The following is a 14,337-nucleotide window of genomic DNA, read 5'->3' on the forward strand; positions in this document are numbered from 1 at the left end:
CGCGGAAGTTGGCTTCCGCATGTCGGGAGCGTAGGAACCGCCCCGACCAAACGTCAACAGTTTGTTGAAACAAGTGCGGGCAAAGAACTGCGGGTGAAGAACGGGGTGTTCCGGACGGCGGCCGCGCCTGGGCGCGACAGGACAGGTGTCGGCGCGGACGCCGTCCGGAAGTCTCGGTGCCCGGCTCACTCCCGGGCGGTGCGGGGCGGCCCGCCGGACGCGGGCACCGTGGCGTACCGGGCCCGGACCAGGACCGGCCGCCGGGTGGAGACCGCCTCCTTACGGGCCCAGGCGAGCGCGGAGCGCAGCTCCCCGGGCCCGTCGGCGGTGCGGCCCGCGCAGCCGTACGCCGCGACGAGCTTCACCAGGTCGGTGAAGGACGCGTCCTCCGCGGGCCCGGCCGGACCGGGCCCCGGCGGGAGCCCTGCGCGGCCCGGCGGCATCAGCAGCACCAGCGGGGCACCGCGGTGCGCCGCGAGGGCCAACTCCCCGGCGAGCGCCGGGAAGCCGTGCGGATCGTCGAGGAGGACGACCACGTCCGTGCCGTCCGCGCCGGTCGGCTCCGCCGCGTCCAGCGCCGTCCGGACGCCGAGCGCGGTGGGGATCTCCCAGCCCGGGGGACCGGCGGCGGTGGCCACCGCCCGCAACCGCCCGCCCCCGGCCGCCGCATACGCCGCGGCGTCCGCCCCCACCAGGTAGGTCTCCGCCCCGTCCGCCAGCCACCCGGCGATCTCCGGGTGCGCGGGAGGCGGCGGCTGCGCGGGCGGCGCCGGTGGCCGGGGCGGGCCGGGCGGTGCGTGCCGCCGGTCGCCGGGCCCGTCGGCCGGGACCGTGGCCGAGGCCACCGCCGCCGGCAGTTCGATCAGCACCGGGCCCGCGCGCCCCTCCCGCGCGGTCCACAGCGCCTCCCGGAACGCCCAGGCCAGCCGGGTGGGTTGCTCGACCCGGACCGCCCACTTCACCAGCGGACGGGCGAGGCGCACCAGGTCCGGGGCGCCGCCCGGGCCGGCCGGGGTGCCGGTGCCGACGACGCACACCAGCGGCACCGCGTCCGCCAGCGCCACGCCCAGCGCCGGGAGCACCCGGGCGGCACCGGTGTCGGCCGGTACCGCCGCGAGCGCCGCCCGGCCCCGGACGCGGGACCAGCCGATCGCCATGTGCGGCGCGCTCTCCGCGTGCCGGACCGCGATGCGCGTGATGCCGGGCCCGTCGAGCGCCGCGTAGAGCGGATCGAGCGTGGCGCCGGGGCAGCCGAAGACGGTGTCGCAGCCCGCCCGGCGCAGGGCGCGGACCACGCCGCGCAGCGCGGGGACACGCCGCGGCACGCCGCCCATCAGGCGTGGGCGCCGTGCCCGGACAGCCGCTCCACACCGCGCAGCAGGGCGGAGTGGTCGAGCCCGCCGTCACCCTGGGCGCGCAGCGAGGCCAGGAGGTTCGCGACGACCGCGCCGACCGGCAGCGCCGCCCCGACGTTGCGGGCCGCGTCGGTGACGATGCCCATGTCCTTGTGGTGCAGATCGATGCGGAAGCCGGGCGCGAAGTCGCGGTTCTTGAAGTTCTCCTTCTTCCGCGCCAGCACCGTGGACCCGGCCAGCCCGCCGCCGAGGACGTCGAGCGCCGCGCCGAGGTCGACGCCGGACTTCTCCAGGAAGACCACGGCCTCCGCGCACGCCTGGATGTTGACGGCGACGATCAGCTGGTTGGCGGCCTTGACCGTCTGTCCCGAGCCGTGCGGACCGCACCGCACGATGGTCCGGCCGAGCGCCTCGAAGAGCGGCTTGGCGGCGTCGAAGTCGGCCTGCTCACCGCCGACCATGATCGACAGCACCGCCTCGACGGCCCCGGCCTCACCGCCGGAGACCGGGGCGTCCAGCACCCGGATGCCCTTGGCGGCGGCGTTCGCGGCCAGATCGATGCTGGTCTGCGGGGTGATCGAGGACATGTCGATCAGCAGCGCGCCGTGCCGGGCGTGCTCCAGGATGCCGTCCGGGCCGTAGGCGATGGCCTCGACCTGCGGGGAGGCCGGGACCATCGTGATCACCACGTCCGCCGCGCGGACCGCGTCGGCGATCGACGCCGCGGCGGTGCCGCCGGCCGCGGCCAGCCGGTCGAGCTTGTCGGCCTCCAGGGTGTAGCCGGTCACCTCGTAACCGGCCTTGATCAGGTTCTCGGCCATGGGCGAGCCCATGATGCCGAGGCCGATCCACGCGATCTTGGGAAGGTTGCTCATCGTGAAGCCTCTTTCGCAGTCGGCGGGGGCGGCGGGGTCAGTGCGCGGCGCGCAGCGGCGCGGGCAGCCAGCCGAACGCGCCCGCGGAGGGGCCGTCGCCGGGCTTGTACTCCAGGCCGACGTAGCCGTCGTAGCCGTTCTTCCGCAGCCGGGCGAGCAGACCGGCGAACTCCAGATCGCCGGTGCCGGGCGCTCCGCGGCCGGGGTTGTCGGCGATCTGCACGTGTGCGGTCACGCCGGTGTACCGGTCGATGACCTCGTCGAGGTCCTCGCCGTTCATGGACAGGTGGTAGAGGTCCATCAGGAAGCGGGCGTTGTCCAGGCCGGTCGCGGCGTTCACCGCGTCGACGACCTCGACCGCCTTCGGCGCGGAGACGATCGGGCAGCGCGGCGACTCGGGGACGTTCAGCGCCTCGATCAGCAGGGTGCCGTCCGCGCCGACCGCCCGCGCCGCGAACGCGAGGTTCTCCAGCGCCAGCGTGTCCTGCTCGGCCGGGTCGACCCCCTCGACGCGGTTGCCGTAGAGCGCGTTGAAGGTGGTGCAGCCGAGCGAGCGGCCGAACTCCACCGCCACCGGGACGTTCGCGCGGAACCGCGCCGACTCCTCACCCGGCAGCGACAGCGCGCCGCGGTCCGGGCCGGGCAGCTGCCCCGCGTAGAAGTTCAGGCCGGTCAGGGCGGTGCCCGCGTCGCGCAGCGCATCGGCCAGGGCGTCGAGTTCGGAGCGCTCGGGGACCGGTGCGTCGGTCCACGGCCACCACAGCTCCACCGCCGTGAACCCCGCGGCCCGCGCGGCCGCCGGGCGCTCCAGCAGCGGGAGTTCGGTGAACAGGATCGACAGGTTGACGTTGAAGCGTGTGTCCGTGAATCCCATGAGGCCCGGCGCTCCTTCCGAGTGAGAGATCGGTGGGCAGGTGTCGCATGCTGGTGAATATTCTGCATGGTGGAATATTCTTTCTGCGTAACGGAACAGTGCCTGGCGGTCTCGACGGCTGTCAAGAGGGGGTCGGGGCATTTTCTGGTGGTGGCGGCGGCGCCCGCGTAGGTTGAGCGGCGTGCGATTGAAGCTGGAGTTCACGACCGAACCGTTCGATCTCGACGAGGCGCCCGCCCATGCGGTGGTGGCGCGCGAGGTCGTCTCGGGCGCCGGGCTGGACGCCGTCGACGTCGGCCCGTTCGGCAACACCGCCGAAGGCGACGCCGGACGGGTCCTCGACACGGTGACCGCCCTGCTGCGCGACGCCCTGGAGGCGGGCGCCACCCGCGTCTCCCTCCAGGTCAACGTGGTCGGCGACGCCGGCTCCGGGGAGGGTGCCCGGTGACGGACCCCGCGGACCACCCGTTCGTCCGGGCGGTCAAACCGCTGGTCGACGCCATGGGCGGGCAGATGGTCGCCCCCGGTCTCGCCCGGGGCGACGACGTCGTCCTCAGCTGGGAGGGTCAGGAGCGGGTCGCCGTGCGCCTGCCGCACCTGTCGGAATCGCTCGACCATCTGCTGGCCGAGTTGGAGCGCCGCCACGGAGTGCCGTTGGCCGATCTCGACCGTAAGGCCAAGCAGTCCGTCGTCCGCATCCTGGAGACCCGCGGCGCCTTCTCCGTCCGCCACGGCGTGGAGACCGTCGCCGGGGCGCTCGGCGTCTCCCGCTTCACCGTCTACAACTACCTGAACAGGGAGAACGCCGCGAAGCGGGAGGACTGACCCCAACGGCCGTACCACGGCGGCTGATCGGCGTACGCCGCCGTCCGGAACATCCGGGCGGCGGCTTTTGCGTTGCCGACTTTTCAACAAAGTGTTGACGTGATGTTGCCGGAGGTCTTAGCTGTTCCCCAGCCAGCAGAGCCATCAGCATCAGGCCACGGAGGCTTCCCGTGTCTTCGAGTACGACCCCGGGCCTCGCCCGGTTCAACGCTGCCGACGACGGTACGGCACTCGCCGCACTGCACGAGGTCTGCGCCAGCAGGGCATGGGGGAGCGCACTCGTCGCCCGTCGCCCGTACGCCACCACCGACGCCCTGTACGCAGCGAGCGACGCCGCCACGGCGGAGCTGACCGCGGACGATCTGGCGGAGGCGATGGCGGGGCACCCGCCCATCGGCCGGCCGAAACCCGGCGACCCCACCTCCTCCCGCGAGCAGAGCGGCATGGCTTCGGCCTCCGCCGCGCTCAAGGAGGAGATGCTCGACCTCAACCTCGCCTACCAGGAGAAGTTCGGGCATGTCTTCCTGATCTGCGCCTCCGGGCGCACCGGGGAGCAGATGAGGGACGCCGTCCGCGGACGCCTCGGCAACGCGCCGGAGCGGGAACGCGAGATCGTCCGGACGGAGCTGGGCAAGATCAACCGCATCCGTCTGCACCGTATGACGGAGACCGCCGAAGGAGACCCCGCATGAGCAGCGAGACGGCCGCACCGACGTCGGTGTCCACGCACATCCTGGACACCAGCGTGGGCCGCCCCGCGGAGGGCGTCGCCCTCACGCTCGCCGTGCGCTCCGGGCGCGAGGGCGACTGGCACGCCCACGGCGCCTCCGCGACCGACGCCGACGGACGCTGCAAAGACCTTCCGGCCCTGCCGGAAGGCACCACCCATGTACGCCTCGACTTCGCCGTCGAGGGGTACTTCGAGTCCCGCACCCGTCAGCAAGCCGAGGAACAGCAGGACGCCCCCCGCGTAAGGGACAGCGGTGCCTTCTTCCCGGAAGTGGCGATCACCTTCGCCGTCAAGCCGGGCGAGCACTACCACGTACCGCTGCTGCTCAACCCGTTCGGCTACTCCGTATACCGAGGGAGCTAGCACCGACATGACCGCCCACCGCCCTGCCACGCCCCGCCTTGTGATGCTCGGCCAGAACCAGTACGGCAAAGCGGAGAACCGCGTCGTCAAGATCGTCCGGGACGGCGACACCCACCACATCAAGGACCTCAACGTCTCCGTCGCCCTCTCCGGCGACCTCGAAGAGGTCCACCTCTCCGGCTCCAACGCCAACTGCCTCCCCACCGACACCACCAAGAACACGGTGTACGCCTTCGCCAAGGAACACGGCATCGAATCGGCGGAGCAGTTCGGCATCCACCTCGCCCGCCACTTCGTCACCAGCCAGGAGCCGATCAAGCGGGCCCGCATCCGCATCGAGGAGTACGCCTGGGAGCGGATCGCCACCTCCGACGGCAACTCCCGCTTCATCGGCGCCGACGAGGTCAAGCACTCCTTCATCCGCAAGGGCCAGGAGACCCGCCTGACGGAGATCACCTACGACGGCGAACGCTGGCAGGTCATCTCCGGTCTGAAGGACCTCGTCGTCATGAACTCCACCCACTCGGAGTTCTGGGGCTACATCAAGGACAAGTACACGACGCTCAAGGAGGACTACGACCGGATCCTCGCCACCGAGGTCTCCAGCCGCTGGCGGTTCAACTGGACCGACGACGACCAGCGGATGCCCCACTGGGAGCGCTCCTACGCCCAGGTACGCAAGCACATGCTGGAGGCGTTCGCGGAGACCTACAGCCTCTCGCTCCAGCAGACCCTGTACCAAATGGGGTCCCGCATCATCAACAACCGTTCCGAGATCGACGAGATCCGCTTCTCGCTCCCGAACAAGCACCACTTCAAGGTGGACCTGGAGCCGTTCGGTCTCAAGAACGAAGCCGCCGACGGCGCCGTCTACTACGCCGCGGACCGCCCGTACGGCCTGATCGAAGCCACTGTTCTGCGCGACGGTGTCGAAGCCCTGATCCCCCAGGATCTGACCAACCTCTGACGGCTTGGACGCAGCGCCGTGCCTCGTGACCCCTCCCCACGCCCAGGGGGGAGGGGCCGCGAATCCTTGAGGGGACCCACCCATGGCACAGCTCCCGCACGACCGGCACCAACCCGCCCCACCGGTCCACCCCGTGGACGAGAAGCCGGGGCCCAAGCGGCTGATTCCCGCCGCGCTCCAGCACATCGCCGCGATGTACGCCGGGGTCGTCACCCCGCCGCTCATCATCGGCCAGGCCGTCGGGCTGGACGCCGCCGGCCGCACCCGCCTCATCGCCGCCGGACTGCTGATCGCCGGCTGCGCCACCCTCCTGCAGACCCTCGGCATCCGCAAGGCCGTCGGCAACCGCCTGCCCTTCGTCAACGCGGCCAGCTCCGCCGGGATCACCCCGATGCTCGCCATCGCGGAGACCACCGCCAAGGGCCACCAACTCCCCGCAATCTACGGGGCGGTGATGGTCGCCGGAGCCTTCTGTCTCGCCGTCGGACCGTTCTTCGGCAGACTGCTCCGCTTCTTCCCGCCGCTGGTCACCGGCGTGGTCATCACGCTCATCGGCGTCACCCTCATGCCGGTACCGGTCGGCTGGGCCCAGGGCGGCGACAAGCACGCCCCCGGGTTCGGCGACATGAAGAACCTCGCCCTCGCCGCCTTCACCCTCCTGGTGATCCTGCTCATCCAGCGCTTCGCCAAGGGCTTCGGCAAACAGGTCGCCCTGCTGCTCGGACTGGTCATCGGCACCCTCGCGGCGCTCCCCTTCGGCATGGCGAGCTTCGACGGACTGCGCTCGGCGCCCGTCGCCGCCCTGCCCACGCCCTTCGCCTTCGGCCCGCCGGAGTTCCAGCCCGCCGCGATCCTCTCGCTCTGCATCGTGATGCTCGTCCTGATGACGGAGTCCGCCGCCGGAATGCTCGCGCTCGGCGAGATCTGCGACCGCCGCTGCGACGGCGCCACTCTCACCCGCGGCCTGCGCACCGACGGCCTCGCCACCCTCCTGGGACCGCTCTTCGGCGGCTTCGCCACCAGCGCCTTCGCCCAGAACGTTGGCGTCGTCTCGCTGACGCGGGTCCGCAGCCGCTACGTGGTCGCCGCCGCGGGCGGCACCCTCCTCGTCCTCGGCGCGTTCCCGGTGCTCGGCGCGGTCGTCTCGCTCGTCCCGATGCCGGTCCTCGGCGGCGCCGGCATCGTCCTCTTCGGCTCGATCGCCGTCAGCGGCATCCGCACCCTCGCCGAAGCCGGGCTCGACGACAGCTCCAACATCATCCTGGTGGCCGTCTCGCTCGGCGCCGGCATCATCCCGCTCGCCGCGCCCACCTTCTACGCCGACTTCCCCGCCTGGGCACAGACCGTCCTCGGCTCCGGCATCAGCGCCGGCGCCCTGGTCGCCGTCCTGCTCAACCTGTTCTTCCACCATCTCGGCACCCGGAGCACCGCACGGACAGCGGTACTGTCAGCCGCCTCGTCCGGCTCCGGCACTCAAATCTCCTAGGGCCCTGCCGTGCCCGACCGCCGTAGTGAAAGCAGGAAGCCATGACAGCACCGGCAGCACCGGCAACCCCTGACAGGGCGACCGAGCGGTTCGTCATCGAGAACTGTGCCGTCGCGACCGTCGACGCCCACGACACCGTCCACCCCACCGGACACGTCGTGATCGCCGGCGCCACCATCGAGGCGGTGGGCGCGGGCCCGGCCCCCGAGGGCCTCGCGCACGTCACCCGCCGTATCGACGGCACCGGCCACCTGGTCACCCCCGGGCTGGTCAACACCCACCACCACTTCTACCAGTGGATCACCCGCGGCCTGGCCACCGACCACAACCTCTTCGACTGGCTGGTCGCGCTCTACCCGACGTGGGCCCGGATCGACGCGCCGATGCTGGCCGCCGCCACCCAGGGCTCCCTCGGCATGATGGTCCGCGGCGGCGTCACCACCGCCTGCGACCACCACTACGTCTTCCCCCACGACGCCGGGGACCTCGTCACCGCGGAGCTGGAGGCCGCCGCCGCGATCGGCGCCCGGCTCACCCTCGCCCGCGGCTCGATGGACCGCAGCGAGAAGGACGGCGGGCTGCCGCCGGACTTCGCCGTCGAGACCACCGAGGGCGCCCTGCTCGCCACCGAGGCGGCGATCGACACCCACCACGACGCCTCCTTCGGCTCCCTGGTCCACCTCGCCGCCGCCCCCTGCTCCCCCTTCTCCGTCTCCACCGAACTCCTGCGGCAGAGCGCCGAGCTGGCACGCCGTAAGGGCGTACGGATGCACACCCACGGCTCGGAGACGGTGGAGGAGGAGAAGTTCTGCCACGAACTGTTCGGCATGGGCCCGACGGCCTACTTCGAGACCACCGGCTGGCTCGGCGACGACGTGTGGATGGCCCACTGCGTCCACATGAACGACGCCGACATCGACGCCTTCGCCCGTAGCGGCACCGGCGTCGCCCACTGCCCGTCGTCCAACGCCCGCCTCGCCGCCGGCATCGCCCGCGTCCCCGACATGCTCGCCGCCGGCGTCCCGGTCGGCCTCGGCGTGGACGGCACCGCCTCCAACGAGTCCGGCGAACTCCACACCGAACTGCGCAACGCCCTGCTCATCAACCGCCTCGGCGCCCACAAGCAGGCCGCGCTCACCGCCCGCAAGGCGCTGCGGCTCGGCACCCACGGCGGCGCCCGCGTCCTGGGCCGCGCCGCCGAACTCGGCTCGCTGGAGCCCGGCAAACTCGCCGACCTGGTGCTCTGGAAGCTGGACGGACTCGCCCACTCCTCCATCGCCGACCCGGTCACCGCGCTGGTCTTCGGCGCGGCGGCACCGGTGACCCTCTCCCTCGTGGGCGGCCGCCCGGTCGTCGAGGACGGTCACCTCACCCGCGTCGACGAGGAGACCGTCGCCCGCGCCGCCCGTGACGAGGCGCGACGCCTGACCCGGATCGCCGCCGGGGACTGACCCGGCGCCGCTCCCGTGGCGCCGCCGGACACCGACGGCGCCACCCACCGAACCCGGCCGGGAGGGACGGCTCCCGGCCGGGCTCGCGGAACCCCAGCGGCTCCGCGAGCGCCCGACCCCGGGGACGCGGGGCGCACCCCGCGTCCCCGGGCCGCCGGACCACCGCCCATCCGCGGCCGTGCCCGCCACGAGCACCGCACCGCCGCGCCCGCACCCCGCCCACCGGCGTCCCGTGTCACACCGCCCACCCGCGCGGTCGTTCCCGTACACCCCCCACCGCGCCGGCACCCCGCAGCGCGCACCCGCACCACTCCCTCCGTGACAGCAAAGTGCGCTCCCCGCAGGAGCGCGCGGAAATCGACAGGAGGCCCGCAGTGGCCGCAACGCCGGGGTCGGACCGGAGCACGCATCCGGTCGACGAACTCCTCCCGCCCCTCAAGATGTTCACCAGCGGTCTGCAACACGTGGCCGCCATGTACGCGGGGGTGGTCGCCCCGCCGATGATCGTGGGGCCGGCCTGCGGGCTGAGCCCCACCGAGACGGCGTTCCTGGTGGGCGCCAGCCTCTTCACCGCGGGCATCGCCACCCTCCTGCAGACCCTCGGCTTCTGGAAGGTCGGCGCCCGGCTGCCCTTCGTCAACGGGGTGTCGTTCGCCGGGGTCACCCCGATGGTCGCGATCGGCAAGGCCCAGGGCCCGGGGCACGCCCTGCCGGTCATCTTCGGCGCGATCATCGTCGCCGGGGTGCTGGGCTTCTTCCTGGCCCCTTACTTCTCCAAGTTGGTCCGCTTCTTCCCGCCGGTGGTCACCGGCACCGTCATCACCCTCATCGGTGTCTCCCTGCTGCCGGTCGCCTTCAACTGGTCGCAGGGCGGCGACGCGTCGGCCTCCGACCACGGATCGCTCACCCACATCGCGATGGCGGCGGTGACGTTCGTGATCGTGCTGGTGCTGCGGCGGGTGCTGCGCGGCTTCCTGCGGCAGATCTCCATCCTGCTCGGGCTGATCGCCGGCACCCTGCTGGCGATCCCCGCCGGCCTCACCGACTTCTCCGCCCTCACCGGCGCCGCCCCGGTCGGCTTCCCGACGCCGTTCCACTTCGGCGCCCCGCAGTTCAACGCCGCCGCCGTCGTGTCGATGTGCATCGTGATGCTGGTCTGTATGACCGAGTCGACCGCCGACATGCTCGCCCTCGGCCGGATCGTCGGCCGCCCCGCCGACGAGCGGACCATCGAGGGCGGACTGCGCGCCGACACCCTCGGCACCGCCCTCAGCCCGCTCTTCAACGGCTTTGCCACCAGCGCCTTCGCCCAGAACATCGGGCTGGTCGCGATGACGAAGGTCCGCAGCCGCTTCGTGGTGGCGACCAGCGGCGCGATCCTGCTGCTCCTCGGGCTCTGTCCGGTCGCCGCCTCGGTGATCTCCCTGGTGCCGCTGCCGGTGCTGGGCGGCGCGGGCATCGTGCTGTTCGGCTCGGTCGCCGCCAGCGGCATCCAGACGCTCGCCTCGGCGGCACTGGAGAAGGGGGAGAACGCGCTGATCGTCGCCGCCGCCGTCGGCATCGGCCTGATCCCGATCGCCGCGCCGGACTTCTACCACGCCTTCCCCAAGGACCTGCTGGTCGTCCTGGACTCCGGCATCAGCACCGGCGCCCTCGTCGCCATCGTCCTCAACCTGGCCTTCAACCACCTCGGCAGCCGGTCGGCGGCTGCCGGGGACACGGCGGACGAGAGCGAGGACGAGGCCGCCGGGCCTCCGCCGCCGGCTCCGGCGCCCGCCGCTCCCGCGTCCCCGGCGCCCGCCGCGCCGACCGTCCCGCCGCAGCCCGCCCGCCGCACGGCCGACGGCACGGCCCGGTTCCCCGGCCACCGCCGCTGAGCACACCGGCGGCCCGCGCCGGACCCGGCCATGACCGGATCCGCCGCGGGGCACCCCCCCCCTTCCCCCTTTGTTTTCCCCCCCCCCCCCCTGCCCCCCCCCCCCCCCCCCCCCCCCCCCCCCCCCCCCCCACCCCCCCTCCCCCCCCCCCCCCCCCCCCCCCCCCCCCCCCCCCCCCCCCCCCGCCACCCGCTTCCCCTCGGGGTTTCCCCCTCCCGCACCGGCTCAGCCGATGTGGAAGTCCTCGCCGTAGACCTTCCACTTGAGCGGCGTGTGCAGATCGAGATTGCCGTCCTTGAGGAAGACCCGCTGCGCGGTGTCGACGCGGCTGGTGTCGCTGTGCGCCTCCTCCTGCTGCATCGCCCACACCCGGGCGTCCAGGAACGCGTTGAGGTACTTCTTCTCGTCGCCGCCCTGCGACGGCGGCTTCGCCTTCTTCAGCGCCCGCTCGCGGATGCTGGAGAAGCTGGTGTCCTCGTCACCGTCGCCGTGCATGACGATCGCGTCGTAGTACGCGAACTGCCCCAGCACCCCGAGCTTGTCCGCCTTGCCCTGCTTGACCGCCGGGTTGAAGTACACCCGGTCCCGCTCGTCGTTCTGCGCCTTCTGGAAGTCGGGGTCCTTCGCCGCCTTCTTCCAGTCCTTCACGTACGCGTCGCCGAGCCCCGCGTGCGAGTCGCTCCCGTCGACCTTGCGCAGCGCCGGCAGGTACTTCGCCAGGACGTTGTCCGGCTTGCGCTTGGCGTACAGCTCGACGAGTTCGAGCATGTCGTGGGTGCCGGAGCAGAAGCCGATGATGCCGGCGGTGTAGCCCCGACCGTCGCCGATGTCCTCGATGTACTTGTACTGGTCCTTCCAGTCCAGCGAGGAGTTCTCCGCGCTGGAGACCAGCTCCATCGCGATCTCCTTCTTCGCCGGGTCGTCGAGCCCCGACGCCGCGCGCGGGGAGCGTGCGGAGTGTGTGGCGGAATCCGATGTGCCGCCCGGGATGGCCGTTGCCGCGACCGCGGTCGCGGGAACGGCGAGCAGTGCCACGCCGAGGACGACGCGGGTGGATATTTTGGTCACACGTGACCCTATCGACCGAGAGCGCATACGATCCTCCGGTTCCGGAGTGGGCTGTGGGGAGTTCCCCAATCGTTAGGAAGCTTTCCTACCAGACTTCAGGGGACGCGTACAGGAGTCGCGCACGACCCCGGGCACGCCGATTCCCTTATGGATCAAGGGAGTTGAGAGGGGAGTGGCCCTGGGCCGGGAGCGGCGGACGCGCCGCGCGGGCCCGTGACCGGCGAAGGTGTCCGCCCAGCGCCCCGGCGCGGCTCCGCGCCCGTGGCCGCCCGCCAAGTGCCGCCCACCGCGCCGCCGCACCACATACAGTTGGCGCATGGCCGAGGAGACGCGGAACAGCGTGGGCGGTCAGGCCCATATCAACAGCCTGGTGCAGGCCGATTCGATCCAGGAACTGCACCTGCACCAGTCGACGCACCGGCCGCCCTGTCAGCTGCCGCCGGAAGTCCCCCACTTCACCGACCGTGACGACGAACAGGCCCTCGTCCTGCGGACCGTACGCGACTGGGAGCGCGAGCGCCCCGAGGCCCGGCGCCCGCTGATCGTCACGCTCCGCGGGCTGCGCGGCGTCGGCAAGACCACCCTCGGCTTCCGGCTCGCCCGGACCCTGCGCGAGGGGTACCCGGACGGCGTCCTCTACGTCGACCTCGACGGTATGCGGCACGACGGCGGCGTCTCCGTCGGCGATGTGATCGCCCGGCTGCTGCGCGACCTGGGCGTGACGCCGGAGTGGGTGGAGCCGACGTTCGCCGGACGCGCCGCGCAGTACTGGGACCGCACCCAGCACCGCCGGCTGGTCGTCGTCATCGACAACGTCCGCTACGCCGCGGAGGCCGAACCGCTCCTCCCGGCGTCCGCGGGCAGTGTGGTGATCCTCGCCGGGTCACGGCGCCTGGACGACCTGGAGTACGCCGCCGAGGTCGAGCTGTCCCTCGAACCGCTGCGGGAGGCCGACGCCGTACGGCTGCTCCAGCGCATCGTCGACGACCCCGAACTGTCCGCTGCGCCGCAGACCGCCGCCGAACTGGCCCGGCTGTGCGCGGGATCGCCCGCGGCGCTCCGCGTCGCCGGACGCTGGGTGCGCAGGCACCGGCACCGCGGCTGGCCGCGGCTGATCACCGGACTCGCCACCGAACTGAGGGAGAAGGGCGTGCCGGACATCGAGCCCGTATGGGATGCCGCCTACCGCGACCTCGGACCGCAGGCGAGGCGGCTGTACCGGCTGCTCGCCGCGGAGGCGTGCGACGTGCTCTCCGAGGCGGCCGTGGTGGCGCTGCTGGGCGCCGGTCAGGAAGCCGCCGAGGACGCGCTGGCGGAGCTGGCCGACACCGGGCTGGTCGACGTGGTGTGCGACCCGGCCGAGGAGGGCGCGGCCGGCCCGCCCGTCCGGCGTCCGCGGATGCACCCGCTGGTCCGGGCCCACGCACTGCGCCGCGCCCGCGACGAGGGCGGCCCGCAGGAGAGCGCCGACGGCCTGCGCCGCGTCGTCGGCTGGTATCTGCGCCAGGCCCAGCGCGCCGACGCACAGGCCGCCGGTACGCGGCTGACCCTCGCCCCGCCCGCCCCGCCGGTGCCCGGCGCCGACGACACGGACCTCACCGCGCCGGAGCCGGAGCGGAAGGCCGTCGCCCACCGCTGGCTGACGGCGGAGCGGCGCGCCCTGCACACCTGCGTCCGCATCGCCCACGACGCCGGCTGGTACGACCTGGCCTGGGCGCTGTGCGAACCGCTCTGGACGCACATGCTCGACCACCCGCGCAGCGCCGAGTCCGCGGTGACCTTCGCCCTGGGCCGGGACGCCGCACAGCGCGCCGAGAACCTCCGGGCCACGATCCGGATGCGCTGCCAGCTGGCCCGCCCGCTGTGGGAACAGCGCCGGTTCGCCGACGCCGGGCGCGAGCTGACCGCGGCGGTGCACGGCGCCGAACTGCTGGGGGAGGAGCCCGACGACCGCAAGCTCTACGCCTCCGCGCTGGAGTTCCGCGGCCGCCTCGGGGCGGAGGGCGGCCGCTGGGCCGACGCCGTCCCCGACTATGTGCGCTCCCGCGCCATCCACCGTGAGATCGACAACGACTACGGCGCGATGCTGCTCACCTACCAGCTGGGCCTGGCCCGCGAAGCCCTCGGTGAACTCGATCTCGCGGAGACCGAGTTGGCCGCGGCGTACGCGGCGGCGCAGGAGCTGGGGCGCGACCGGATGATCGCCCGTACCGCCTTCGCCCTGGGCCGGGTGGAGCAACGTCAAGGCCGCCCCGACACCGCGCGCGACCGCTTCGGGGCCGCGCTCGACGCCGCCCGGCGGCGCGGCTCCACCTTCGAGGAGGCGCGGGTCCTCGACGCCCTCGCCGCGCTGGAGGAGGAGGCCGGACACATGGAGGCGGCGGCCGGGCACCGGGAGCGGGCCGCGGCGATCCGCGCGCGGGAAGGCGGGGCGGCCCCCGCCTCGTAACGCGACGTCGGAGGCGT

Annotated in this window: 13 protein-coding genes; 9 read left to right on the plus strand and 4 right to left on the minus strand. The window is 72.9% G+C overall.

Going from position 1 to position 14,337, the window contains the following annotated elements; translation table 11 throughout:
- Window positions 1-185 precede the first annotated feature (185 nt).
- Genes ACZ4U4_RS06295 through ACZ4U4_RS06305 form a run of 3 tightly spaced genes read right to left on the minus strand, consistent with a single transcriptional unit; the run spans window position 186 to window position 3,104 of the window.
- Window positions 186-1,325 carry a thiamine pyrophosphate-binding protein gene (locus tag ACZ4U4_RS06295; RefSeq protein WP_467869486.1) on the minus strand — a complete coding sequence of 380 codons (1,140 nt, stop codon included), beginning with the start codon at window positions 1,323-1,325 and terminating at the stop codon, window positions 186-188.
- Between the two features lie 8 nt (window positions 1,326-1,333).
- Window positions 1,334-2,230 (minus strand): 2-hydroxy-3-oxopropionate reductase, encoded by an 897-nt coding sequence (locus ACZ4U4_RS06300; RefSeq protein ID WP_467869488.1) that lies wholly within the window; start codon window positions 2,228-2,230, stop codon window positions 1,334-1,336.
- 37 nt (window positions 2,231-2,267) lie between these two features.
- A complete protein-coding gene (locus ACZ4U4_RS06305; RefSeq protein ID WP_467869490.1) occupies window positions 2,268-3,104 on the minus strand; it encodes a TIM barrel protein in 837 nt (278 codons plus the stop codon).
- 193 nt (window positions 3,105-3,297) lie between these two features.
- On the opposite strand from ACZ4U4_RS06305, the gene ACZ4U4_RS06310 reads away from it, so the two are divergent.
- The 8 genes from ACZ4U4_RS06310 to ACZ4U4_RS06345 all read left to right on the plus strand — a co-directional run bounded on the left by ACZ4U4_RS06310 (window position 3,298) and on the right by ACZ4U4_RS06345 (window position 10,803).
- Window positions 3,298-3,552 (plus strand): YkoF family thiamine-binding protein, encoded by a 255-nt coding sequence (locus ACZ4U4_RS06310; protein ID WP_467869796.1) that lies wholly within the window; start codon window positions 3,298-3,300, stop codon window positions 3,550-3,552.
- Window positions 3,549-3,929, plus strand: coding sequence for a helix-turn-helix domain-containing protein (locus tag ACZ4U4_RS06315; RefSeq protein WP_467869492.1), 381 nt, complete (start codon window positions 3,549-3,551; stop codon window positions 3,927-3,929). The genes ACZ4U4_RS06310 and ACZ4U4_RS06315 overlap by 4 nt, the downstream gene beginning before the upstream one ends.
- Window positions 3,930-4,099: 170 nt before the next feature.
- Window positions 4,100-4,621, plus strand: coding sequence for a 2-oxo-4-hydroxy-4-carboxy-5-ureidoimidazoline decarboxylase (gene uraD / locus ACZ4U4_RS06320; RefSeq protein WP_467869494.1), 522 nt, complete (start codon window positions 4,100-4,102; stop codon window positions 4,619-4,621).
- Entirely contained in the window at window positions 4,618-5,022 is a 405-nt protein-coding gene (uraH, locus tag ACZ4U4_RS06325) for a hydroxyisourate hydrolase (protein ID WP_467869496.1), read from the plus strand. The genes uraD and uraH overlap by 4 nt, the downstream gene beginning before the upstream one ends.
- 7 nt (window positions 5,023-5,029) lie before the next feature.
- Window positions 5,030-5,989: a factor-independent urate hydroxylase gene (gene pucL / locus ACZ4U4_RS06330; protein ID WP_467869498.1), complete on the plus strand. Its 960-nt coding sequence runs from the start codon at window positions 5,030-5,032 to the stop codon at window positions 5,987-5,989.
- Window positions 5,990-6,071: 82 nt separating this feature from the next.
- Window positions 6,072-7,475: a nucleobase:cation symporter-2 family protein gene (locus tag ACZ4U4_RS06335; RefSeq protein ID WP_467869500.1), complete on the plus strand. Its 1,404-nt coding sequence runs from the start codon at window positions 6,072-6,074 to the stop codon at window positions 7,473-7,475.
- 41 nt (window positions 7,476-7,516) lie between these two features.
- Complete coding sequence (locus ACZ4U4_RS06340; protein ID WP_467869502.1) at window positions 7,517-8,926, plus strand: 8-oxoguanine deaminase; 1,410 nt, start codon at window positions 7,517-7,519, stop codon at window positions 8,924-8,926.
- Between the two features lie 374 nt (window positions 8,927-9,300).
- Window positions 9,301-10,803: a nucleobase:cation symporter-2 family protein gene (locus ACZ4U4_RS06345; protein ID WP_467869504.1), complete on the plus strand. Its 1,503-nt coding sequence runs from the start codon at window positions 9,301-9,303 to the stop codon at window positions 10,801-10,803.
- A 225-nt stretch (window positions 10,804-11,028) separates the two neighbouring features.
- On the opposite strand, the gene ACZ4U4_RS06350 is transcribed toward ACZ4U4_RS06345, so the two are convergent.
- Window positions 11,029-11,898, minus strand: a complete 870-nt coding sequence (locus ACZ4U4_RS06350) for a chitosanase (RefSeq protein WP_467869506.1) — start codon at window positions 11,896-11,898, stop codon at window positions 11,029-11,031.
- 289 nt (window positions 11,899-12,187) lie between these two features.
- On the opposite strand from ACZ4U4_RS06350, the gene ACZ4U4_RS06355 reads away from it, so the two are divergent.
- Window positions 12,188-14,320, plus strand: a complete 2,133-nt coding sequence (locus ACZ4U4_RS06355; protein ID WP_467869508.1) for a tetratricopeptide repeat protein — start codon at window positions 12,188-12,190, stop codon at window positions 14,318-14,320.
- Window positions 14,321-14,337: the final 17 nt, after the last annotated feature.

The organism is Streptomyces sp. NPDC029159 (assembly GCF_055564055.1).

Bases quoted from the DNA above. Each gene is read 5' to 3' on its own strand.
- ACZ4U4_RS06340 (WP_467869502.1), top strand. From the start codon at position 7,517: ATGACAGCACCGGCAGCACCGGCAACCCCTGACAGGGCGACCGAGCGG.
- ACZ4U4_RS06305 (WP_467869490.1), bottom strand. From the start codon at position 3,104: ATGGGATTCACGGACACACGCTTCAACGTCAACCTGTCGATCCTGTTC.
- ACZ4U4_RS06300 (WP_467869488.1), bottom strand. From the start codon at position 2,230: ATGAGCAACCTTCCCAAGATCGCGTGGATCGGCCTCGGCATCATGGGC.
- uraH (WP_467869496.1), top strand. From the start codon at position 4,618: ATGAGCAGCGAGACGGCCGCACCGACGTCGGTGTCCACGCACATCCTG.
- ACZ4U4_RS06355 (WP_467869508.1), top strand. From the start codon at position 12,188: ATGGCCGAGGAGACGCGGAACAGCGTGGGCGGTCAGGCCCATATCAAC.
- ACZ4U4_RS06350 (WP_467869506.1), bottom strand. From the start codon at position 11,898: ATGCGCTCTCGGTCGATAGGGTCACGTGTGACCAAAATATCCACCCGC.
- pucL (WP_467869498.1), top strand. From the start codon at position 5,030: ATGACCGCCCACCGCCCTGCCACGCCCCGCCTTGTGATGCTCGGCCAG.
- ACZ4U4_RS06335 (WP_467869500.1), top strand. From the start codon at position 6,072: ATGGCACAGCTCCCGCACGACCGGCACCAACCCGCCCCACCGGTCCAC.